Below are 23,358 nucleotides of genomic sequence, written 5' to 3'. Positions count from 1 at the left end.
ACAGCTTAAATATCAGTATTAACCAATGGCTGTTCTACTGCAAAATTTGGCGGTGTTAGAACTGTTTTACGAATCTCACTCGACGTTTCTGGATAATCAAGCGTGTAATGTAGACCGCGTGATTCTTTGCGTTGCATAGCACAGCGAACAATCATTTCCGAAACGAGAACAAGGTTACGTAGCTCAATCAGGTTTTTGCTAACACGGTAGTCTTGATAATACTCAGTGATTTCACGCTTTAACATTTCAATACGGTGCAAAGCACGTTCTAAACGTTTTGTAGTTCTTACAATACCAACGTAGTTCCACATGGTCGAACGTAACTCATCCCAGTTTTGTAAAATCACCACATCTTCATCAGGGTTGGTTACTTGTGAGTCATCCCAAGTGGGTACTTCAGGTAATTTGAAGTTTTCATCAAATTTATTTTCGATATCTTTTGCTGCGCTCATACCATAAACGAAGCACTCAAGTAATGAGTTACTTGCCATACGGTTTGCACCATGTAAACCCGTATAAGAAGTCTCACCAATCGCATATAAGCCTTCAATATCTGTCTGGCTATTTGAGTCAACTACAACACCACCACATGTATAGTGAGCTGCTGGCACCACTGGAATCATGTCTTTGGTAATGTCGATACCTAACTCAAGCAATCGTGCATAAAGTGTAGGGAAGTGCTCTTTAATAAACTCAGGTGATTTGTGGGTAATATCTAACCACACGTGACGAATACCGAGACGCTTGATTTCGTGGTCAATTGTACGTGCCACAATATCGCGAGGAGCCAGTTCTGCACGATCGTCAAAACGCAACATAAAACGTTCGCCATCAGGTAGGCGCAAATAAGCACCTTCACCACGCATAGCTTCGGTAATTAAAAAAGAGCGGGCTTGTGGATGGTACAGGCAAGTTGGATGGAACTGATTAAATTCCATATTGGCTACACGGCATCCTGCACGGAAGGCCATTGCAATACCATCACCTGTGGCAATATCTGGATTAGATGTGTATAGATAAGCTTTCATCGCACCGCCGCAAGCTAGCGCGGTGAATGGTGCAAGGAAGGTATGAACCTTTTCAGTATTTTCATCTAATGCATATAAACCAATAGCGCGATTCGCTTGGTCGGTATAACCTACCTTATGCGAAGTAATTAAATCAATCGCAATATAGTTTTCAAAAATAGTAATATTTTTACGTTCTTTAGCACGTTCAACCAAGGTGGTTGAAATGGCTTTACCTGTTGCATCAGCTGAATGGATAATGCGGCGCTGAGAGTGACCACCTTCGCGAGTTAAGTGAAGTTGTTCATCTTCATCGAGAGTAAATTGCACGCCTTGTTTTAAAAGAAAATCAACAGAAGGGCGGCCGCCTTCTACAGTATGTTGTACCGCATCCATTTCACATAAATGAGCACCTGCAATCATAGTGTCATTAATGTGCTGTTGAATAGAGTCGGTCTCATCCAGAACAGCAGCAACACCACCTTGGGCATAGAAGGTACTTGCTTCGGTTAAAGCAGCTTTGGCTAAAACTGCAATATTAAAATGATTTGGTAACGATAAAGCCAGACTTAAACCAGCACCGCCGCTGCCCACAATAATCACGTCAAAGTGGTGAATTGTCTGTAAATTAGGCATGTCCATTCGCAACAATCTAAAACGTCCGCTAATGACACCCCTTTTTATCTAAAAAGGCAAGAGCCTAAGCGCTCTAACTCAGAGAAAAATTGCAATTGGCTTAAAAAGTTGCAATGCGTAAAATAATGATTGTGATGATGTCTTACAAATAAACATATTGTTACGCACAACCCCAAAGTGTTGTGATACAACAGTTTTATTCTTATTCTCGTAGACCAATTGTGGGTGAGCACCGAATGAAAACTCGCTATTTACAACAAGGAATGTATGCAGCGGTATTTACAGTTGCTGCTGTTCAGGCAAATGCTGCTGTTGATTTTTCAAACCTCGTTGAACAAGTTAGTCCAGCAGTGGTGAGTGTAAACGTCGTAAAAAAAATGACTCAGGATGAATTATTGCAGCAGCAAGTTCCTGAAATTTTAAAACGTTTCTTTGGAAATCAGGTCATCATTCCACAGCAACAAGGTCCACAAGAAAAAACCGCATATGGTAGTGCATTCTTTATTAGTAAAGATGGTTATCTACTCACCAACCACCATGTGATTGAAAATGCCTCACGCATCAGTATTACTTTAAATGACCGCCGTGAAATTGATGCAACGGTGGTTGGTAGTGATGAGCGTACAGATGTTGCCTTATTAAAGGTGACCGGAAATAGCTACCCAGCTTTACGAGTAGGGAATGTTGACCGTTTACGTGTCGGAGAACCAGTTTTAGCCATTGGTTCGCCTTTTGGTTTTGATTACTCAGCTTCGGCAGGTATTGTCAGTGCTAAATCACGAAATATGAGTGGTGAAACTTCGGTACCATTTATTCAAACTGATGTTGCGTTAAACCCGGGTAACTCTGGTGGTCCATTGTTTAACCAAAATGGTGAAGTGGTCGGCGTAAACTCTCGAATATTTAGTGGTACTGGCGGCTATATGGGCTTGTCTTTCTCTATCCCGATTGACGTAGCGATGGATGTTGCCGAACAGCTTAAAACTAAAGGTAAGGTAACACGCTCTTATCTTGGTGTGATGATGCAAGATATTGACCGAAACCTTGCAGAGGCCTATAAGTTACCAAAACCTGAAGGTGCTTTAATTACTCAAATTTCTCCGAACTCGCCTGCACAAAAAGCAGGTCTTAGAGCTGGGGATGTGATTTTAAAATTAAATGGTGCATCTGTACTTCGTACGAGTGATTTACTCTATGCGTTAAACAAAGTACAGCCAAATCAAACTGTTCAGTTCGAAGTATTACGTGATGATAAAACCCGTAATATTTCTGCGACCTTAACGACCGCTCCAGATGAAACACCTGCCACAGGTGCGCAAAGTGCTGTATCTAAAGGACCAGTTTTAGGAATGAGTATTCGTGATTTGGCTGAACCAGAGAAAAGTGCTTTAAGTGTAAAAGGTGGTATCTATGTACAAGATGTTCGCCGTGGTGGCTTAGCATCATTGTCAAATATCATTCCGGGTGATGTGATTGTTCAAGTCAACAATAACCAGATTTTAAATAGTCAGGATTTTGCAAAAGTTGTTTCTAACTTGCAAAAAAATACGGTAGCTCGTGTTGCCATTATTCGTCAAGGACAACGTGCAATGCTGGGTTTACGTATCCAATAAACTTAAAAAAGCAACAATGAGCCACCCTAAACATGGGTGGTTTTTTGTTATTTATCTTGAGCGTATAGTGATATCTACCTACACTTATTTCAGTTTAAAAGTTAATAAATAAGAGTGAACATTTGTGAGTAGTATTTTTGATTTACATATTCAGGTACAGCCACATCATATTGATGCGTTAGGACATGTGAATAATGTGATGTATGTACAGTGGATGCAAGATGTCGCTGCTGCTCATGTTGAAACATTAGGAGTAGGGGTAACTAAATATCTTGAGCTAAAACATGCAATGGTCGCGGTTGAGCATCATGTGCAATATCGTAAAGCTGCATTTGAAGGCGAACAACTTGTATTGCGCACATGGTTAGATGACATTAACGCTCTTTATTCGTTCCGCCAGTATGTATTTTTCCGTCCATCAGATCAGGCTGTATTATTTGTTGGAAATACTAAATGGGCATGTATTGAAATTGCCACAGGACGCCCAAAACGAATGTCTCCAACTTTTACTCATGCATACAAGCCGCTTGATTCAAACATAAATCCGTATGATTTTACTATTTCGTATGCTCACAAGTAAAAAGAGAGGCTGAAATTTGGAGTATTTATTTTCTATAGAAACTGATCGATTAGTCTTAAGTAATCTTACTGAAGATGACAAGAATTTTGTCTTTGAATTATTTTCAAATTCAAACGTACTCGAATTTTATGATTTAAAAGCTTTTACTTCATTAGCAGAAGCTCAGGCTTTGATTGAAAAAATGCATAAAAAATGGGACGAACAGCTAGGTTTTCGACATGCTATTCGTCTTAAACAAGATGGAACTATGCTGGGAACATGTGGGGTAAATGCCATCAAACCGATTGGTGATGATTTTGCGGTAGTCATTGGCTATGAGCTTCATCCTCGTGCATGGGGTGCGGGATATATGCAAGAAGCGCTTACAGGCCTAATCCACTATCTGAAACAAGAGGGGTTATTCCGACAACAAATAAAATATGTTTGGGCTGAAATTTTTGAACCAAACATTAGATCTCAGCAAGTTGTTTACAAACTTGGATTCGAATTGATTGGAAAGACAGCTAGTAATACTGCCAATAATTTATCTGCAAGTCTGCTTAAATTTGAGCTGAAGCTGTACTGATTTAAAGCGAAATAGTTTGTTATGTTGAGAAGTTTAGAAAGCTTTTTTAAAAGAAAGAATTTATGTCTTTTTCATATCTGCAATCTGTTATAATCTCACGCAATTTATTTAACTGCTTTGGCTGTGTATTAAAACAAGCTACATAGCACTCTATATTTTCTCAAGGTAACCCATGGCGCAAGCTAAAAAATCCGTCGATATCAAAAATATACGAAATTTCTCGATTATTGCTCACATTGACCATGGTAAGTCTACATTGGCTGACCGTTTTATTCAGATGTGTGGTGGTCTACAAGATCGTGAAATGCAAGCTCAAGTCTTAGACTCAATGGAGCTTGAGCGCGAACGTGGGATTACCATTAAAGCCGCTTCTGTCACGCTGTATTACACCCATCCTAATGGTCAGGAATATCAACTTAACTTTATTGATACTCCTGGACACGTAGACTTCTCGTATGAAGTTTCTCGTTCATTAGCTGCATGTGAGGGTGCGCTATTGGTTGTAGATGCTGCACAAGGCGTAGAAGCACAATCAGTTGCAAACTGTTATACGGCGATTGAACAAGGTCTCGAAGTTCTTCCTATTTTAAATAAAATTGATTTACCGCAGGCTGAACCTGAACGTGTAATTCATGAAATTGAAGAAATTATCGGAATTGAAGCAACTGATGCACCAACCTGTTCGGCAAAAACTGGTTTAGGTGTTGAAGGTGTTTTAGAACGTTTAGTCGATGTTATTCCAGCGCCTGAAGGCGATCGTGATGCTCCATTGCAAGCATTAATTATCGACTCATGGTTTGATAACTACCTAGGCGTAGTTTCTCTTGTACGTATTAAACAAGGTCGTATCCGTAAGGGCGACAAAATGTTGGTTAAATCGACAGGTCAAACTCATCCGGTAACTTCAGTGGGTGTATTTAATCCTAAGCATACTGAAACAGATATTCTTGAAGCTGGTGAAGTAGGTTTTGTTATTGCGGGTATTAAAGATATTTTTGGTGCACCAGTAGGTGACACTATTACGCTTGCATCTACACCTGATGTTGCGATTTTACCGGGTTTCAAAAAGGTTAAACCACAGGTTTATGCTGGTCTTTTCCCGATTGATGCGAGTGATTTTGAGCCATTCCGTGAAGCGCTACAAAAATTGCAGATTAATGACTCGGCTCTATTCTTTGAACCAGAAAGTTCAGATGCATTAGGTTTTGGTTTCCGTTGTGGTTTCTTAGGGATGCTACACATGGAGATTGTACAAGAGCGTTTAGAGCGTGAGTATGATCTTGATCTCATCAGTTCTGCACCTACCGTAATTTATGAAGCATTAACCAAGAAGGGCGAAACGATTTATATCGATAGTCCATCAAAAATGCCAGACGGATCTACTGTAGAAGATTTGCGTGAACCGATTGCAGAGTGTCATATCCTTGTTCCGCAAGAATATTTAGGGAATGTAATGACCCTTTGTATTGAACGCCGTGGTGTTCAAAAAGATATGAAATTCTTGGGTAATCAAGTTTCTATTACCTTTGAAATCCCAATGGCTGAAGTCGTTATGGATTTCTTTGATAAATTAAAATCATGCTCGCGTGGTTTTGCATCGCTAGACTATAACTTTGTGCGTTTCGAAAGTTCAGCTTTAGTTAAGGTTGATGTATTAATTAATAGTGACAAGGTTGATGCCTTGGCTATGATTTGTCACCGTAATGACGCGCGTCATCGTGGTATTGCATTGGTTGAGAAAATGAAAGATTTGATTCCTCGCCAAATGTACGACGTTGCTATTCAAGCAGCTATCGGTGCACAAATTATTGCTCGTTCTACTGTAAAAGCGATGCGTAAAAACGTATTAGCAAAATGTTATGGTGGTGACGTTTCACGTAAGAAAAAACTACTTTCTAAACAAAAAGAAGGTAAGAAACGTATGAAACAAGTGGGAAGCGTTGAAATTCCACAAGAAGCGTTCTTGGCTGTATTGAAAGTAGAAAGATAAGAAATGAAGGTCGGGGGGAGTAAGACATTACTTTCCCCTACTTTAAGACAAGCAGCTAGGCTGCGAGTGAGGTCGTGTGGATTTTGATTTTAATTTAATTCTTGTTCCAGTTACGCTGATTCTATTTGCAGTGTGGTTGTTAGATAAACTTGTATTCAAACAGCGTGCAAATAAAGGGCGCGGGAACGAAAATTTTGTTATTACATGGGCTTATGACTTTTGGCCAGTTTTAGCTGTAGTACTTGTACTTCGTTCATTCCTTTACGAACCATTTAATATTCCATCAGACTCTATGGTACCTACTTTAGAAACTGGTGATTTTATTCTGGTTAATAAATTTGATTATGGTGTGCGTTTACCTATCGTTAATAAGAAAATTATTGATGTGGGAGAACCAAAGCGTGGTGATGTGATTGTATTCCGTTATCCACCTCAACCTACCATCAGTTATATTAAACGTGTAATCGGTTTGCCAGGTGATCATCTTGTTTATGATCATGGACAATTGATTATTAACGGACAAAAAGTACCGAAAGTATTAACACAGTTTAGCCGTGAAAAAGATGTATTAGATACACCAACGTCTATTTATCATAAAGAGACGATTGGTACGCACACCTTTACAATGCGTGAACTTGAAGGCGTAAATGTGGCGCGTCAAGCACCGTTTATCAACTATGTTGAAAATGGTAAATATGCAAACCAAGACGGTTTATATTGGGAAGTGACTGTTCCAAAAGGACATTACTTTGCAATGGGGGATAACCGTGATCAAAGTGCAGATAGTCGTTTCTGGGGCTTTGTTCCTGAAGAAAATTTAACAGGACGAGCATTCTATGTCTGGATGCATAAAGAACCGGGTTTACATCTTCCTAACTTTGGCCGAAATGGAAAAATAGATTAAAAACAACCATTAGGAAAAAAAGAAATGCGTAAGGCACAACAAGGTACTTCGTATTTAGCAATTTTATTTGGGGTGGTTATATTTGCGGTTGCAGTAAAAGCTGTACTTGCAGTTTGGCCAGCATATTGGGATGATCGATTGATTAATAATCAAATAGAAGAGCTTTTACAAGAAAGCTCTTCTGACATCACCCCGCAGAAGTTTATGACACAAATGGATCAGCGACTGGACATGAATAATATTCGTGATCTTCATTTTAAAGAGATTGCGCAAGTGTTTAATGAGTCTGGTCTAAAAGTCCAAAAGAAATATGAGGTAAGAAAACCCTTCTTATCAAATATTGATTTAGTTTTAACATTTGAGAAGAGTTTTGATAAAACATCAGTTCAAACTAAGTGATCCTCGCTTATTGAGTCGAATCGGATATCAATTCAAGCAGCTTGAATTGTTACAGTTAGCCTTGACTCATCGTTCGGTGAGTCATAAATACAATTACGAGCGCTTGGAGTTTTTGGGCGATTCATTACTAGGCATGATTGTTGCCAATTATCTATATCATGCCTATCCAAATGAAAACGAAGGTCGTTTAACGCGTATGCGAGCGACTTTAGTACGTCAGGAAGCTTTAGGTAAGATTGCAACCGATTTGCAACTTAGCCGGTGTTTAATATTAAGTACGGGCGAATTGAAATCTGGCGGTCATCATCGTGAGTCAATATTGGCTGATACGGTAGAAGCCATTATTGGTGCAATTTATATTGATAGTGGTGATCTCAACTTACTTACAGATATTGTGCTAAAATGGTATGTACCCTATTTAGACCATATCGAACCTACGGATCAACTTAAAGACCCGAAATCACGTTTACAAGAGTATCTACAAGCACGTAAAAAACCTCTCCCTGTTTACGAGGTTGTAGATATTCAGGGTGATGCACCTCACCAGCACTTTAAAGTTGAATGTTTGATAGATGGTTTATCAAAGATTCATGGTGAGGGTTCAAGTCGTCGTTTTGCCGAGCAGGCAGCAGCGGCGGAAATTTTAAAGTTATTGGAGCAATAACCTGCATGTCGATGCATTCTGATCAAATCAATCCAGATTCAAATGATAACCAAGATCCTAATAATCTGATTGATCAATTTTTTAGTTCCAAAGGCGTGACAATTCCTTCGGATTTTAAGAGCGGATTTGTGGCGATTGTAGGACGTCCAAATGTGGGTAAATCTACCCTCATGAACCATTTATTAGGTCAAAAGCTTTCTATTACTTCGCGTAAACCTCAAACAACACGTCATAAAATTATTGGTATTGATTCGCGTGAAAAAATGCAGGCGGTATATGTAGATACCCCAGGTATGCATAAAAAAGAAGTACGCGCTATTAATAAAATGATGAACCGTGCAGCTCATTCTGCATTACGTGACGTCAATTTGGTCTTATTTGTTATTGATGCTTATAAGTGGACCCCAAATGACGACTTAGTGCTTGAAAAACTCAAGAATGCTGAAATGCCAGTTATTTTGGTGATTAACAAGGCTGATACTTTTGAAGATAAAAGAGATATTCTTCCTTTAATTCAAGAGCGTGCCAAGCTTATGAATTTTGCCGAGATCGTTCCTGTATCTGCATTACGCGGAGCAAATCTGGAACACTTGAGCGAAACAATTGAGAAGTACCTTCCTTATCAAGCACCGTTGTATTCATTTGATCAGATTACTGACCGTTCTGAACGCTTTTTAGCTAGCGAAATTATTCGTGAGAAAATCATGCGTCAGTTAGGTGAAGAGCTACCTTATGATTTAACAGTACAAATTGAATCTTTTAAAACGGAAGAAGAGACTGTTAATGAAAAAACTGGTCGTTTAAAACCAGCTTGTACTTATATTGATGCAACGATTTTTGTAGATCGTGCGGGCCAAAAAGCGATTGTGATTGGTGAAAAAGGTGCCAAGCTTAAAACAATCGGTATGGATGCTCGTAAAGACATGGAAAAGATGTTTGAGCAAAAAATTATGCTCACACTTTGGGTAAAAGTGAAGGGCGGTTGGTCTGATGACGAGCGTGCTTTAAAAAGCTTAGGATATAGTGATATCTAAAGGATAAGGATACTGGTATGAAAACAATTACATCATTGGTCGCTATAATTGGATGTACTTTGATGTTGCAAGGTTGTGTATATAAGCTTGTAACCGTACCAGTAGGTATCGCCTATAAAACTACAAAAGGTGTTGTCAAAGGTACAGCAGCGGTTGTAGGGGCGGTAATTCCTGATGGCGATGATGAGGATGACAAAAAAGAAAAAGAATCTGAGGAATAGTTTCTTTTTATGATGCGCAATGAAGTCCTCCATGGATATATGATTCACCACCGTAAGTACCGTGAGAAAAGTCATATTGTGCATCTTTTTACTCAGGAGTATGGGCGAGTCGATGGTATTTTAAGACAGACTCCGCCCCCTCAGTATCAACCTATCCGATTGCAGGCAACGGGTAAAAGTGAATTAAAGAACTTTACTAAGCTTGAAATCTTAAATCAGCCAGTTTTCTTTTTTGGTGATGCTTTTTTTGCCGGATTTTATTTAAATGAAGTTGTTCTTAGACTTTGTCCGTTAGAAGAGACAATGCCACAAACTTTTGAGCAATATCAGTTAACCTTACTTCAATTACAACAATTATCTTCTCATGAAAATCCTGACCTTTTTCTTAGGCAGATTTTGCGCCAATTCGAGCATGTTTTACTTCCTGAACTTGGATACGCGATTGATTTCTCAATTGATACCCAACAACAACCGATTCAGGCTCATCAGTTTTATCAATTTCAAGTGACAGAAGGCTTCGCTCCTGTTGTGCAAGCGGGTCGTTCTTCTTTGTCAGGGAAAGCAATTTTGTCTATGTTGGATTATGAGCAAGGGCAGGATTTTTCTCACGAACAATTGCAATTATTAGGTAAACTATACCGTCAAATGATTACATCGCTTTTAGGAGACCGTCCCCTAAAAAGTCGACAATTGTGGATTCAAAATACTCAAACTCAATCGTAATTAGGATTTATTTATGGCTGCATTGCTTGGTGTAAACATAGACCATGTTGCTACTTTAAGACAGGCGCGCGGTACTACTTACCCCGACCCTGTAGAAGCTGCTCTTATTTGTGAACAAGCTGGTGCAGAAGGGATTACCTTGCATTTGCGTGAAGATCGTCGCCATATTCAAGATGATGACGTGCGTCGTATGCGACCATTACTAAAAACACGTATGAATCTAGAGTTGGCTGTTACTGATGAAATGGTCGAGTTTGCGAAAGAAATTCAACCACAGCATGTCTGCTTTGTTCCTGAAAGACGCCAAGAAGTAACAACGGAAGGTGGTTTAGATGTAGTCGGTAACTTTGAAAAAGTTAAAGCTGCAACTCAGACTTTGGCGGCTATTGGTTGCGACGTATCATTATTTATTGACGCCGATTTAGCTCAAATTGATGCAGCAGTTGCATGTGGCGCACCTACGATTGAGTTACACACCGGTGCATATGCAGATGCGGCAACAGAGCAAGAGCAACAGGCTGAGTTGGCGCGTATTATCAAAGGTGTTGAATACGCAGCTTCAAAAGGCTTAGTTGTAAATGCTGGTCATGGCCTTAATCTTAAAAATATTGCGCCAATTGCAGCTATTCCACAAATTCATGAATTAAATATTGGGCATTCAATTATTGCTGAAAGTGTTTTTGTAGGTCTGGTTCAAGCTGTTAAAGATATGAAAGCAGCAATTCAGGTGGCAGGTTAATCGGTTATGTCGAGTATCAATTACGATGAATTAATGCAACCTGTCTTGGCTTTTTTGGGTTGTCAAACACCAAACGCTTGGTTAGATGAGGCAATCAATAATTTAGATATCTTGATGCAAGATCATGCTAATTGCGAAAAAAAAGCAGCTAGTACAGCAATGAACTTAATGTTCCGTTATAGTTTTTTCCCTGATTTACAAGTAAAGCTTGCACAATTGGTACGGGAAGAAATGCTCCATTATGAGCAAGTGCTTGAGCTTATGGCCAAGCGTGGTCAGAAATGGGATGGGTTAAGTGCAGGGCGCTATGCTGGTGGACTCCGTAAAGAAATTCGTACTTATGAGCCGGAAGCTTTAATTGATGTGCTTGTGGTAGGTGCTTTTGTTGAGGCTCGCTCATGCGAACGTTTTCATGCGCTTGCCCCGCGCGTAGATGAAGAGTTGGGACGCTATTATCGTTATTTACTTAAGTCAGAGTCTCGTCATTTCGAGGACTATTTGGCACTTGCACTTGATGTTGCAAAAACTGCAAAAATGAAAAATCCTAAAGAGGATATTCAGCAGCGCATTGATCATATTCGTGAGGTTGAAAAGAATCTGATTTTAACGCCTGATGATACCTTTCGTTTTCACAGCGGCGTGCCTGCATAATCTTGAACGCTTCAAGTTAAAAAAGTTTACCTTTCACGGTAAACTTTTTTATTAGGTGAGCTTTATCTCTTCGACGGTAGACATCTTCTGCTTTTAGTTTTTTAATGCATATAATTATTTAATAAATATATTTTTATAGGTTTTAATTTCTCTTAAATTTTTTTAAAAAACTTTTATTTTTTTAGGCTAATAATAAATATTGTGTAAATATAAAGGCTGATATGTTCATCATGAATTCAACTGAAATAGTTAATCATTTCTAAGGATATAAGAATGTTAGCATTAGTTACAGGTGCATCGGCAGGTTTTGGTTATAGCATTTCAAAAAAACTGATTGAGTTAGGCTATAAAGTTATTGGTTGCGGACGACGGGCAGAAAAACTAGAAGAATTAAAACAAGAGCTTGGTGAAAAATTTTATCCCTTAGTATTTGATATGACGGGTACGGCAGAAAATATAAATAAGGCATTGGTTGATTTACCCGCCGAATTTCAAATTAGTCAAATTGATTTATTGGTTAATAATGCCGGATTGGCATTAGGGTTGGAGTCAGCAGATAAATCAAATTTAGATGATTGGTACACCATGGTTGATACCAATGTTAAGGGGCTTATTACTGTTACCCGACTAATTTTGCCAAGCATGGTAAAGAAAAAGTCTGGCTTAATTATCAATATGGGGTCAATTGCAGGTACATACCCATATCCAGGTGGTAACGTTTACGGTGCAACCAAAGCATTCGTGGAGCAATTTAGTTTAAATCTTCGTGCGGATTTGTCTGGTACAGGCATTCGAGTAACTAACATTGAACCAGGCCTTTGTGGTGGTACAGAGTTTTCTTTGGTACGTTTTAAAGGTGATCAAGAGAAAGTGAATAGTCTCTATGATAAAAAGAACCCAATTTTGCCTGAAGATATCGCAAATACGGTAGCTTGGGTTGCTTCACAACCTCCACATATTAATATTAACCGTATTGAAATGATGCCGACCACCCAGTCTTTTAATCCTTTAAAAGTGGTTGAAGTAGAATAATGGGTTTTAAAATGATCTAAGAAGAGGATAGAGGGTGATATATCTTTTAGACTTGAATTAGGTCATTAAATTAAGCGAATAGTCTAAGCATTAAACTCTAATCCTCTATGTGCTGATAGGGGATTTTTTATAGATGGGGATATATTGATGGCAAAAAAAAGCCCGCTTTAATGCTGCGGGCTTTTTAGTATTTGGCTCTCCCACCTGGGCTCGAACCAGGGACCTGCGGATTAACAGTCCGTCGCTCTACCGACTGAGCTATGGGAGAATCTGCATGCGATTATAAGGAGATTTTGAGAAGGGTCAAGTCTAAATTGTCATGTTTACTTCATTTTTGTGTTGTATGCTTTTTATTTGATCAGTTAAGTAGTGAGCTGAGAAATTACTTGCACTTTAAAAAATCAATTGCTAGATTCGAGACAGAACAAACGTTTGAAGAAATTCAAACAGTGTGGATTTAAACCAACTTGCCAGCACTAAAATGGCTAAATCGGAGATAAGTATGAAAACACTTACTGTTGCCTCTATTTTTTCTAATTTTGATTTTTATCAACGTAATTATCTCAGTTTCTTAAGTCATTCAGAGTCTTATTACACGCCTGTAGAAGATGCATGGATTGATGCTTATCCTTTCAAAAAACAAGATTTATATTTAGGCGATTTATTGCAGCTTTGGTTCAGTTCTAAATGGAATGTACATAGCTCACTAAAAGTTTTAAAAAGTTCAAAAGTATTAAATTCCTCTAAACCCTTATATATTTTTCAGTTAGAAGGGGAATTATTGTTGGGCAAAAATAAAGTTCTCGCTTGGTCTACTGAACATCAAGAAATTATAGAACTTCAACTTAAAAACATTTGGGCACCGTATGTGATTGCACAAACTTGTGAACGTCCAGATAATCAAGATTACTCAATAAAAAAGGCAGCGGTTTAAGGCTGCCTTTGATGACTATGGACGAATAATCATGCAGGTTGCTGTTGCATAGGCATACAGTTTACCTTCCTCATCAATAATCTTTCCTTCGGAAATACCTAAATTTTTACTTAAGTTAATGACGTTACCTGTTGCAATTAAAGGATGGTTCTTTGGAAGAGGGCGGCACATTTTTACGTTAAGATCGATTGTTCCGTAGCCTACACCTGCAGGTAACATCGTATGTATTGCACACCCAGTTACAGAGTCTAAAACTGTAGCAGCAAAACCACCATGTACGCCACCGAGTGGGTTTAAATGGTTATGATCTGCTTGGGCTTTAAATGTAACAGATCCTTCTGAAATTTCAGTAGGTTGCATAGGTATAGTTTTGCTAATACTTGCTGCTGGAATATGGCCATCTATCATAGCTTGTAAAAATTCGAGACCAGTCATTTCCATAGGATTTTTCATTTTTGAGTCCTTTAATTTTATGAGTTCTAAAACGGAACTTGATATTAGCCTATTATTAAGTCATCGATATGTCAATTCCATGAGTTAAAGATTGAACTGACAAGTTAAATATTAAAAGCTTAATTATTAATATAAAATGTCTTTATGATAAAAATAGAAGTAAATTAGTTGCATAATGAATTAGATAGATAAGTAAGTCTTCTTATACACTATAAAAAATAACAGGAGCATAAGGATAATGCTTTTTAGAATTGCACTTGTGATGGGGGCTTTTGCAGCAAATTCTGTGTTATGCCGTTTGGCTTTAGCAGGACATCATATTGACCCAATGAGTTTTAGCCTTGTACGAGTAGTGAGTGGCGCAGTTGTTTTATTCGGACTGTTTTTTTATTCCAGATCGTCTCAAACTCTTGTTCATTGGAGTTTTAAGAATGCATTTTTTCTAGCGGTTTATATTCTGGCATTTTCTTGTGCCTATCTTCAAATCGATGCTGGCATTGGTGCTTTACTCTTATTTGGTGTTGTACAACTGACCATGGTGCTTTACGGTTATTGGCATGGTGAACAGATTGGTATATACCGTGGCATAGGTTTATGTATAGCTTTAGCCGGAATTATTGTTTTGTTATTACCCGGTGCTCAAGCGCCTCATTGGAACTATGCTTTGCTTATGATGATGTCTGGGTTGGCATGGGCAGGATACAGTATTGCTGGCCGTAACATGACGCAACCTGTTGGTAGTACATTGGCAAATTTTATATTGGCTGTACCAATCGTTTTGTTGGTAAATATATTGTTTAATCAAGAGCAGTATATTGATTTGCAAGGTTGGATGTTAGCAATTTTGTCTGGTGGCGTGACTTCAAGTGGGGCTTATGTAGTTTGGTATGCAATTTTGAAGCATATTGATCGCGTGACGGCCAGTACCGTACAGTTGAGTGTGCCATGTTTGGCAATTATAGGTGGAAGCCTGTTTGTAAATGAAGCTGTAACAGGGCGAGTGATTTTGTCTAGTTTTATGGTTTTGTTTGGAATTTTGCTGGTTATTTATATGACGCCGAAGAAAGGTAACGTATAGGTCAATTAAAAAAGGGCTCTCTTAATAGAACCCTTTTTATGTAAAAATGCAGTTTATTTCGCAGCTTTTTCAGCTTCAATTGAAGCGATAGCAGCATCTACACCTTCAATTGAGTCAGCAGCTTTTTTGATACGTGCTAACGCATCAACAAGCACTTCGTCAGCTGTTGCATATGAAATACGCATAAAGCCGCCTAAACCAAATGCATCACCAGGTACGACTGCTACACCAGTTTCTTCTAGTAACCATTCAGAGAACTCTGTGCAAGACTTTAAGCCTTTTGCGCGAATAAGAGGGCGAATGTTTGCATAGGCATAGAAAGCACCGTCAGCAGGTAAGCAAGAGATACCTTTAATATCATTTAAGCCATTTACAACTAAGTCATGACGGCGTTTAAACGCTTCAATCATCGGTTGTAAAACATCTTGTGGACCATTCAATGCAGCTTCAGCAGCAACTTGTGAAATAGAAGTTGGGTTTGAAGTTGATTGAGATTGGATTTTTTTCATTGCACCAATGATTTTTGCTGGACCGGCTGCATAGCCAATACGCCAACCTGTCATTGCATATGCTTTAGAAACACCATTTAAAACAATCGTACGATCATATAAATCTGGAGCAACAGTTGCGATGTTGTAGAACTCATCTTCCCAACGAATTGGTTCATACATATCGTCAGATGCAACAAATACTTGTGGGTGACGACGTAAAACTTCAGCTAAAGCTTCTAATTCAGCTTTGCTATAGATCATACCTGTTGGGTTAGATGGACTGTTTAATACAACTAAACGAGTATTAGGCGTAATCGCAGCTTCTAATTGTTCAGGAGTAATTTTGAAACGTTGGTCTTCACCACATTTCACAATGACTGGAGTACCTTCAGCAATAATGACCATATCTGGATAGCTTACCCAGAAAGGTGCTGGAATGATAACTTCATCGCCTTTGTTTAATAGTGCAAGTGCCAAGTTAAAAAAGCTTTGCTTACCACCACATGAAACCAAAATCTGATTCGCTTGATAATCAAGATTATTATCACGCTTAAATTTAGCAATAATTGCTTTTTTTAACCCAGGAGTACCATCTACAGCCGTATATTTGGTGAAACCATTATTAATCGCTTCAATTGCAGCATCTTTGATGTGTTGAGGGGTATCAAAGTCTGGTTCGCCAGCACCTAAACCAATCACATTCTTGCCGGCAGCTTTAAGTTCAGCAGCTTTGTTGGTTACAGCAAGTGTAGGGGACGGTTTGATGGCATTGACACGATCAGAAAGACGTACGTCCACGGCAATATTCCTCTTATGGGATTAAAAATAAAAAGCACTCTATCTTATCGCAAAAATTAAGCAATTTGCGGATGTGAACCTTTTCAGATGTAAAAAAGTTTAGTTTAGTAATCATCTTAAACAAGATTTATTCAATTGAAGCTTTTTTAGAAAGAAGTGAGAAAATCATTTATAATAGGTCGCAATCGAAATTTCGAGAAAGAATCATGACTGAGCAACAGCCAAAACAGAAAAAGGCTTTGGTGAAATTGCCATTCCCAATGCCGAATGATAGCAATCAAGCCGACGATGCGGTACACAACCAAGTGCGTCCTAAACCAGAGCAATACGCAGATAGAACGTGGATGCCGCCACGTGGTACTCGTCGTTCTATGGGAAAACGCTAATTTTGAAAAACAGGCAATATGCCTGTTTTTTATTGATTAAATAAAATTTCCTGATAATAAGATTTTTTCCTTTGGTACATGTGATGGTCTGCTCGTTTTAACATGTCCTCAATTTGTTCATTGACTTGCGTAGTCGCATGTCCAATTGCGATGCTAATTGGGTGGCTTGAATAATATTGATTGTCGATATTAAAAAGCTCCTGAATGGTTTGAAGCATAATGAGAACATTCGCCTCATCTGCCCCTGGCATTAAAATCACGAACTCATCGCCACCTATTCTAGAAGCCGTATAGGCTGTATTTAAAATAGCTTGACCTAGAATATTTCCAACGCGACGTAATAACCCATCCCCAATATCATGACCAAACTGATCATTGGTTTCTTTTAATCCGTTCATATCTAAGAAAATTGAAGAAACAGGGCGAATAATGCTTCGGTTTAAACGATTAAGTTCTTCTGTAAAAAAAGCGCGGTTATATAGTTTGGTAAGAACATCATGTTGTCCTAAATATTCAAGATAGTTTTCTGCTTTTTTTCGCGCCGTAATATCAGTAAGTGCAACTTGTACCAGTCCCCAAGTTTCTTCATAACCGGGAAAAACGGTAAATTGAAGTAAGACATTTCTTATTTGGCCATCTAAAGCATAGTTAATGGCTTCACGTTTATGATGAATATTACCTTGCCATAATTCGATAAGTTGTTCTCGAAAGGTTTCAATCATCTCTTCAGCAAAAATCTTATGTGTATTTCTTAAAAGTGTCGACTTATCAGGCGCCTTAAATAAATCAAGAGTTGCCTGATTAACATCTAAAATCAGAATATCTTCTACACATTGACGGACAAATTCAGGATGGACGTCTAGAAAAGTTCTAAAATCTTCAATACCTAATAGTCTAAGTTGATCAATTCTATTTTTTATACGGCTGAAATCTTCGACCCAAAGAGACGTCGGTGAGTAAATAAACATAGACTCTGCTAATCGACGATTCTTTTCTTCTTCACGAAGGGCATTTTGATAAGGCGTAATGTCTTCGGTGGTAATTAATACACGTTCGAATGTAGATTCAGAGCCAGGTAAAATTGAGCCTCTTAACTGAACATCAATACGTTTACCAGATAATGTGTAATTCACTGTCGTACTTGAAAAGTGAGTTTTACCACTCCATAGTTCTTCAAGTTCATGAATATGTGATTCGAACATTTCTTGTTTAAAAATAAGATTTAAATTGGAATATAGCTCTTCGTGAGTTCGTGCTTCAAAAATTTCTAATGTTTTTTGATTCACACGAACAATTTTAATTTTATGCGCACATTCAATAATTAAATTTTTATTTTGACTCAAAAATTCATGGAGATTTTCAATACCTTGATTTCTCCATAAATCAAATTGTTGTTTAATTTCACTGAAATCCTCAATCCACATTGGAATTGGGCTAAGGTCAAAAATTGAAGAATCTAAAGTTTCCATATGTTTCTTTAAGTATTCAGTTTGTCTTAAAGTATAATGAGAAAAATTAAGATTTGGGAAATAAAGAACTTAAATTTATTAGAATAATTAAAAATAAAAACATTAAATGTAAGTAAAATAAAATAATGAGAAAGCAGAAATGCTCTGCTTAGCTCATAAATTTATAAGAGAGTTTAACGATTAATGGGGTGATCAATATTTTTTTCACCACGCCATAATTTGATAAAATCTTGCTCGTCAAAATCGTAAAGTTCCATGAGGGCAACAATAGCACTCACAAAAATCATGGCGCCTTCAGAGTTTCCATGAAGGTCAAAAATTTTACCATTGAGTTTACCTAAAATATCACGAAGCTCATGATCACGGCCTCGTCCATAACGATCACGAGGGTATAGCTCTTCATTTAATACAATAAGAGCAATGGCTTTTTCGGCACTTGATAAATCTGTTTTATCTAAGGCTTCTTCAAAAGATTCACTTCCATGATTAAAGTAAAAAATAACTTCATCATTAATGAAACTTTTTACCATCTTTTCAGTTAATGTCGGAAATTGAGAAACTGCATTATCTTCAACATAGGGTTTAAAAGATTCTGGAAAAATAACGTTGTGATGAATATCTTTAAACAGTGGTGCAATTTCAGAAACTTTATAACCTGCGATGCCACAACCTAAAGCAGTGACAAAATATTTCATTTTAGGATGATTTTTTGCATATATTTTAAAATCTTCAACATAGTGCTCAATTTGTGAAAGAGGCATTTGTTGAATATGTTCATTTAAGGTGGGAATTGCAAAGCTTTGACCAGCCCAGCCGCGACCTACACCTTCAACTGCTCCGAAGTGTTGTCTGGCAACGCGTGCTGCACCGCTACCGTGCTGTCCAGCAAGGTTACTTCCAAACACAAAAACTGTATCTTCGGGAAGTTCGGTTACAATACTTTCATCATGATATTGGTAGGTCATGGTTATGCTTTTTATTTAATGGATAGCTTCATGTTGCAACTGATTAGAGTATTGGTCAAGTGTTAAGATGCTTAATCTTTTACATTGAATTTCCAACTCAATTTGCACTTTAAATTAAGATAAAAATCCCCATTAATGAGGGAGACGTTAAATTCAATTTTTTCATAAAGAGAGATAACTTTGAACGAAAATCAACCTTTTGATTTGGTCACACATTATCAGCCAGCAGGTGATCAGCCACAGGCAATTGAAAAGCTGGTCAATGGTATCGAGCAGGGTTTTCGTAATCAGTTATTGCTAGGGGTAACTGGCTCGGGTAAGACCTATACCATGGCAAATGTGATCGCCCAAACACAGCGACCTACAATTGTGATGGCCCATAACAAAACCTTGGCGGCCCAACTTTATGGTGAGTTTAAATCTTTCTTTCCTAATAATGCGGTTGAATATTTCGTAAGTTATTACGATTACTACCAGCCCGAGGCTTACGTTCCATCTTCGGATACGTTTATCGAAAAAGATGCGGCCATCAATGATCACATTGATCAGATGCGATTATCTGCAACACGAGCTTTATTAGAACGTCGTGATGCAATTATTGTCGCATCGGTATCTGCAATTTATGGTTTGGGTGACCCCAATGCTTATATGCAAATGTTACTGCATGTGGTTGAAGGTGACCGAGTAAGCCGTGATGAAATCATCCGCCGTTTGGTTGAAATGCAATATACGCGTAATGAACTTGAATTTTTACGCGGTACTTATCGAATTCGCGGCGAAATTATTGATATTTTCCCAGCTGAATCCGATCAACATGCCATTCGCATTGAACTATTTGATGATGAGGTCGATTCAATCCGTTGGTTTGATCCATTAACAGGTAAAATGGTTCGTAAAGTTTCTCGAGTTACGATTTATCCGAAAAGCCACTATGTAACACCAAAAGATCATTTAACTCGTGCCATCGATACAATTAAGGATGAGTTACAAGATCAGCTCAAATTCTTCCGTGAACATGACAAATTGCTCGAAGCACAGCGTATTGAGCAACGGACACGTTACGATCTGGAAATGATGCAACAGTTGGGTTATACCAATGGTATCGAAAACTATTCACGTCATTTGTCTGGACGTCCGTCTGGTGAAGCACCACCGACTTTATTCGACTATATTCCAGAAGATGCTTTGCTCATTATTGATGAATCACATGTTACGGTTCCGCAAATTGGGGCAATGTATAAAGGTGACCGCTCACGTAAAGAAAACTTAGTGAATTATGGGTTCCGTTTGCCAAGTGCGCTTGATAACCGCCCAATGAAGTTTGAAGAATGGGAGCGTATTGTACCGACTACCATTTTTGTAAGTGCAACACCTGCTAAATATGAATTAGAAAAGTCAGATCAAATTGTTGAACAAGTGGTACGTCCAACAGGTCTAATCGACCCTGAAATTGAGATTCGTCCTGTTTTAACCCAAGTAGATGATGTTCTTTCTGAAATTAATATTCGTAAGAATTTGAATGAAAGGGTATTAATTACGACCTTAACAAAACGTATGGCAGAAGACCTGACTTCTTATTTGAAAGAATATGGCGTCAAGGTTGCTTATCTCCACTCAGATATTGATACAGTTGAACGTGTCAAAATTATTCATGAATTACGTACAGGTGTATTTGATGTTTTAGTCGGTATTAACCTGCTCCGTGAAGGTCTGGATATGCCAGAAGTTTCTTTAGTTGCTATTTTAGATGCAGATAAAGAGGGTTTTTTACGTTCTGAACGTTCACTCATTCAGACGATTGGTCGTGCGGCGCGTAATGTGAAAGGTAAAGCAATTTTATATGCTGACCGAATTACCGACTCTATGCAAAAAGCAATAGATGAAACTGATCGCCGTAGAGCCAAACAAATCGAATTTAATGAGCTGCATGGTATTACACCACGTAGTGCTGTTCGTCAGGCTATCAAAGAAATTGACTCGGGTGAGGTACTTTCAGACGATGAGATTGATGAAAAAGTACTTGAACAAGCACAAGCATTGAGTGCCGATGAAAGACATATTCTTTCAGATCCAAAATTGTTTAGTAAACATATCACTAAGCTTGAAAAAGATATGTTAAAGGCCTCGAAAGATTTACAGTTCGAGCAAGCAGCGCGGATACGTGATGAAATCATTCGATTAAAAGCGCAAATGTTGCAATAAACGAATACATAACGCTACATAATGTGTTTAAAAAACAAGCTACTGTAGATGTTTGAGTTCTTTTGTATTCACAACTAATCGTTGAGGGCAACAATGGCATTTCGAAATAATGTTCCGCAAGCCAGTTGGCGTTTGGCTAAAATTGCGTTGGGCGGTGTCGTTTTGGCTGGTTTAGCTGTTGGAACCTATGTCTATGCTCAGCCGAAACCCTTGCAAACTGTTTATAAAGTTGAACTGGACCGATATTTAGGTGTCTGGTATGAAGCCGCCCGTAAGCCTGCATTTTTCCAAAAAAAATGTGCTTATAACGTATCTGCAACTTACACCCTAAATGAAAATGGAAATGTTGTTGTAGATAATCGCTGCTATGACAATAGAAAACAATTACAGCAATCTATCGGTGAAGCCTTCGTGGTTAACCCACCCTATAACACGAAATTGAAGGTGAGTTTCTTACCCGAAGCTGTGAGATGGATTCCAGTTATTCGTGGAGATTACTGGATTTTAAAAATAGACGAAGACTATCAAACTGTTTTAGTCGGGGAACCTTCTCGTAAATATCTTTGGGTTTTATCAAGAACGCCTCATCCTGAACAAGAAGTGGTCGATGAATATCTAAATTATGCAAAAACATTAGGTTTTGATATTCGTGATGTTATCCGTACAGAGCATACAGAATAACTGTATACGTCTGATTAAGAAAAAACCATGTTTTCACATGGTTTTTTCTTTTTTATAGTGGATAAATCAAGTATTGTGGTGAGCTGTTTTTACTAAAGTCTAAGAGGGTGATGATGTTTAAGGGCGTGAGCTTGTCTGTCATGGCATCTGTCACTTTTGGTGTACTTTATTTTTATACTCAATTGTTAAGTCAGCTTGATAGTGAACAGACTTTTGGCTGGCGGATTATTGCAACAATCCCATTTCTAACTTTGTTTATGTGGTGGAGTGGTGATTTAGCGTATATCAAAACTATCTATCAGCGTATTTTAGCTAAGCCCTCTTTATTATTGTTGTTAATCACGACTTCCATTTTAACTTCAGTCCAACTTTGGCTTTTTTTATGGGGACCTATGCATGGGCGAGGCCTACAAGTATCTTTAGGATATTTTCTATTGCCACTTGTTCTTGTCTTGGCTGGAAGTGTCCTTTATGGCGAAAAAATATCAAAATTTCAATGGGTCGCCATTATTCTTGCTGTTATTGGCGTGGGTCATGAAATCTGGCGTTTAGGAAGTATTGCTTGGGAAACAGCACTGGTTGCGGTTGGCTATTCTGCCTACTTTTTATTACGTAAAACAATTAAAACAGACAATTTAGGCGGCTTCTGGTGGGATTTGGTCATTATTCTGCCGATTGTAATTTATTTGACCCATACAGGTTTACTCCCTTATAGCAAATTTATGGACCAACCGAGTCTTACATTCGTCATTGTTGGGCTTGGAATTTTAAGTGCTATTGGTTTGGGAAGTTATATCCTAGCAAGCCGCTTTTTACCCTTAGTTGTGTTTGGTCTTTTAGGATATTTGGAACCTGTCTTACTTGCTTTGGCTTCTCTAGTTTTAGGGGAGAGTATTGGTCAAGAAGAGTGGTTCACTTATATTCCGATCTGGTGCGCAGTATTTGTGTTGGTTTTAGAAGGCGCAGTTCACCTTTATCAACAACGTCAAAAAGCCAAGAATTTGCAGCTAAATATCGCAAAATATCAAAAAAGATTAAAAAATGATGCTTAGAATTAGAGCATCAGAAACTAAAAAGTAAGAAAAAGCAAAAATTTAGCTGCTTTAAACAATAAGATAATAAAAAATAATTATAGGTATTTTA

The 23,358-nt window shown here is 38.2% G+C and carries 25 protein-coding genes and 1 tRNA gene; 20 read left to right on the top strand and 6 right to left on the bottom strand.

All coding sequences use genetic code 11. The annotated features are described in order from the left end of the window. Positions 1-5 precede the first annotated feature (5 nt). A complete protein-coding gene (gene nadB, locus ACINWC141_RS17805) occupies positions 6-1,649 on the bottom strand; it encodes an L-aspartate oxidase (RefSeq protein WP_009393724.1) in 1,644 nt (547 codons plus the stop codon). A gap of 230 nt (positions 1,650-1,879) precedes the next feature. Between nadB and ACINWC141_RS17800 the strand changes: the two genes are divergently transcribed. The 13 genes from ACINWC141_RS17800 to ACINWC141_RS17740 all read left to right on the top strand — a co-directional run bounded on the left by ACINWC141_RS17800 (position 1,880) and on the right by ACINWC141_RS17740 (position 12,758). Next, on the top strand, positions 1,880-3,256 hold the full coding sequence (locus ACINWC141_RS17800) for a Do family serine endopeptidase (protein ID WP_009393584.1): 1,377 nt from the start codon (positions 1,880-1,882) through the stop codon (positions 3,254-3,256). A 124-nt stretch (positions 3,257-3,380) separates the two neighbouring features. Beyond that, positions 3,381-3,836 (top strand): acyl-CoA thioesterase, encoded by a 456-nt coding sequence (locus ACINWC141_RS17795; protein ID WP_009393650.1) that lies wholly within the window; start codon positions 3,381-3,383, stop codon positions 3,834-3,836. A gap of 16 nt (positions 3,837-3,852) precedes the next feature. Further along, on the top strand, positions 3,853-4,401 hold the full coding sequence (locus ACINWC141_RS17790; RefSeq protein ID WP_009393471.1) for a GNAT family N-acetyltransferase: 549 nt from the start codon (positions 3,853-3,855) through the stop codon (positions 4,399-4,401). Positions 4,402-4,573: 172 nt separating this feature from the next. Further along, positions 4,574-6,391 (top strand): translation elongation factor 4, encoded by a 1,818-nt coding sequence (gene lepA, locus ACINWC141_RS17785; RefSeq protein ID WP_009393568.1) that lies wholly within the window; start codon positions 4,574-4,576, stop codon positions 6,389-6,391. A 76-nt stretch (positions 6,392-6,467) separates the two neighbouring features. Further along, positions 6,468-7,295 (top strand): signal peptidase I, encoded by an 828-nt coding sequence (gene lepB / locus ACINWC141_RS17780; RefSeq protein ID WP_004790734.1) that lies wholly within the window; start codon positions 6,468-6,470, stop codon positions 7,293-7,295. Between the two features lie 24 nt (positions 7,296-7,319). Next, positions 7,320-7,694 (top strand): DUF4845 domain-containing protein, encoded by a 375-nt coding sequence (locus tag ACINWC141_RS17775; protein ID WP_009393539.1) that lies wholly within the window; start codon positions 7,320-7,322, stop codon positions 7,692-7,694. After that, on the top strand, positions 7,666-8,358 hold the full coding sequence (gene rnc, locus ACINWC141_RS17770; RefSeq protein ID WP_034679083.1) for a ribonuclease III: 693 nt from the start codon (positions 7,666-7,668) through the stop codon (positions 8,356-8,358). The genes ACINWC141_RS17775 and rnc overlap by 29 nt, the downstream gene beginning before the upstream one ends. An 11-nt stretch (positions 8,359-8,369) precedes the next feature. Then, positions 8,370-9,392: a GTPase Era gene (gene era / locus ACINWC141_RS17765; RefSeq protein ID WP_081400221.1), complete on the top strand. Its 1,023-nt coding sequence runs from the start codon at positions 8,370-8,372 to the stop codon at positions 9,390-9,392. Positions 9,393-9,409: 17 nt separating this feature from the next. Then, the gene (locus ACINWC141_RS17760) at positions 9,410-9,613 is read left to right on the top strand and encodes an NF038104 family lipoprotein (RefSeq protein ID WP_004790744.1); all 204 of its coding nucleotides are present in this window, start codon (positions 9,410-9,412) and stop codon (positions 9,611-9,613) included. 9 nt (positions 9,614-9,622) lie between these two features. Then, positions 9,623-10,336, top strand: a complete 714-nt coding sequence (recO, locus tag ACINWC141_RS17755; protein WP_034679079.1) for a DNA repair protein RecO — start codon at positions 9,623-9,625, stop codon at positions 10,334-10,336. 13 nt (positions 10,337-10,349) lie between these two features. After that, a complete protein-coding gene (pdxJ, locus tag ACINWC141_RS17750) occupies positions 10,350-11,075 on the top strand; it encodes a pyridoxine 5'-phosphate synthase (RefSeq protein WP_009393543.1) in 726 nt (241 codons plus the stop codon). Between the two features lie 6 nt (positions 11,076-11,081). Further along, positions 11,082-11,726: a MiaE family protein gene (locus ACINWC141_RS17745; RefSeq protein ID WP_009393638.1), complete on the top strand. Its 645-nt coding sequence runs from the start codon at positions 11,082-11,084 to the stop codon at positions 11,724-11,726. A gap of 273 nt (positions 11,727-11,999) precedes the next feature. After that, positions 12,000-12,758: an SDR family oxidoreductase gene (locus ACINWC141_RS17740; protein ID WP_009393481.1), complete on the top strand. Its 759-nt coding sequence runs from the start codon at positions 12,000-12,002 to the stop codon at positions 12,756-12,758. A gap of 192 nt (positions 12,759-12,950) precedes the next feature. Here ACINWC141_RS17740 and ACINWC141_RS17735 read toward each other — a convergent pair. After that, positions 12,951-13,026, bottom strand: a tRNA-Asn gene (locus ACINWC141_RS17735). 46 nt (positions 13,027-13,072) lie between these two features. On the opposite strand from ACINWC141_RS17735, the gene ACINWC141_RS19925 reads away from it, so the two are divergent. Further along, entirely contained in the window at positions 13,073-13,219 is a 147-nt protein-coding gene (locus ACINWC141_RS19925; RefSeq protein ID WP_081400212.1) for a hypothetical protein, read from the top strand. Positions 13,220-13,260: 41 nt separating this feature from the next. Beyond that, positions 13,261-13,692 carry a hypothetical protein gene (locus tag ACINWC141_RS17730; protein ID WP_009393624.1) on the top strand — a complete coding sequence of 144 codons (432 nt, stop codon included), beginning with the start codon at positions 13,261-13,263 and terminating at the stop codon, positions 13,690-13,692. 15 nt (positions 13,693-13,707) lie between these two features. Here the strand turns inward: ACINWC141_RS17730 and ACINWC141_RS17725 are convergent, their stop codons facing one another. Next, positions 13,708-14,145 carry a PaaI family thioesterase gene (locus ACINWC141_RS17725; RefSeq protein ID WP_009393470.1) on the bottom strand — a complete coding sequence of 146 codons (438 nt, stop codon included), beginning with the start codon at positions 14,143-14,145 and terminating at the stop codon, positions 13,708-13,710. A gap of 238 nt (positions 14,146-14,383) precedes the next feature. On the opposite strand from ACINWC141_RS17725, the gene ACINWC141_RS17720 reads away from it, so the two are divergent. After that, the gene (locus ACINWC141_RS17720) at positions 14,384-15,223 is read left to right on the top strand and encodes a DMT family transporter (RefSeq protein WP_009393729.1); all 840 of its coding nucleotides are present in this window, start codon (positions 14,384-14,386) and stop codon (positions 15,221-15,223) included. 53 nt (positions 15,224-15,276) lie between these two features. Here the strand turns inward: ACINWC141_RS17720 and ACINWC141_RS17715 are convergent, their stop codons facing one another. Beyond that, entirely contained in the window at positions 15,277-16,512 is a 1,236-nt protein-coding gene (locus ACINWC141_RS17715) for a pyridoxal phosphate-dependent aminotransferase (protein WP_002118408.1), read from the bottom strand. A gap of 206 nt (positions 16,513-16,718) precedes the next feature. On the opposite strand from ACINWC141_RS17715, the gene ACINWC141_RS17710 reads away from it, so the two are divergent. Then, on the top strand, positions 16,719-16,898 hold the full coding sequence (locus tag ACINWC141_RS17710) for a hypothetical protein (protein WP_009393483.1): 180 nt from the start codon (positions 16,719-16,721) through the stop codon (positions 16,896-16,898). A 29-nt stretch (positions 16,899-16,927) separates the two neighbouring features. Here the strand turns inward: ACINWC141_RS17710 and ACINWC141_RS17705 are convergent, their stop codons facing one another. Together ACINWC141_RS17705 and ACINWC141_RS17700 are read right to left on the bottom strand one after the other, a co-directional pair. Further along, positions 16,928-18,367, bottom strand: a complete 1,440-nt coding sequence (locus ACINWC141_RS17705) for a sensor domain-containing diguanylate cyclase (RefSeq protein WP_009393617.1) — start codon at positions 18,365-18,367, stop codon at positions 16,928-16,930. A 173-nt stretch (positions 18,368-18,540) separates the two neighbouring features. Then, positions 18,541-19,332, bottom strand: a complete 792-nt coding sequence (locus ACINWC141_RS17700) for an A1S_2505 family phage non-structural protein (RefSeq protein ID WP_009393627.1) — start codon at positions 19,330-19,332, stop codon at positions 18,541-18,543. 180 nt (positions 19,333-19,512) lie between these two features. On the opposite strand from ACINWC141_RS17700, the gene uvrB reads away from it, so the two are divergent. From uvrB to rarD, 3 genes are all read left to right on the top strand, one after another. Continuing rightward, positions 19,513-21,534 carry an excinuclease ABC subunit UvrB gene (gene uvrB, locus ACINWC141_RS17695; RefSeq protein WP_009393438.1) on the top strand — a complete coding sequence of 674 codons (2,022 nt, stop codon included), beginning with the start codon at positions 19,513-19,515 and terminating at the stop codon, positions 21,532-21,534. Positions 21,535-21,627: 93 nt separating this feature from the next. Continuing rightward, a complete protein-coding gene (locus tag ACINWC141_RS17690; protein ID WP_009393636.1) occupies positions 21,628-22,215 on the top strand; it encodes a lipocalin family protein in 588 nt (195 codons plus the stop codon). Between the two features lie 110 nt (positions 22,216-22,325). Continuing rightward, complete coding sequence (gene rarD, locus ACINWC141_RS17685; protein WP_081400210.1) at positions 22,326-23,267, top strand: EamA family transporter RarD; 942 nt, start codon at positions 22,326-22,328, stop codon at positions 23,265-23,267. The last annotated feature ends 91 nt before the right edge of the window (positions 23,268-23,358 follow it).

The sequence above is a fragment of the Acinetobacter sp. WC-141 genome (assembly GCF_000313935.1).
Lineage (GTDB): Bacteria > Pseudomonadota > Gammaproteobacteria > Pseudomonadales > Moraxellaceae > Acinetobacter.
The sequence above is the reverse complement of the archived record's forward strand: the minus strand, read 5'-3'. Positions and strand labels throughout refer to the sequence as shown.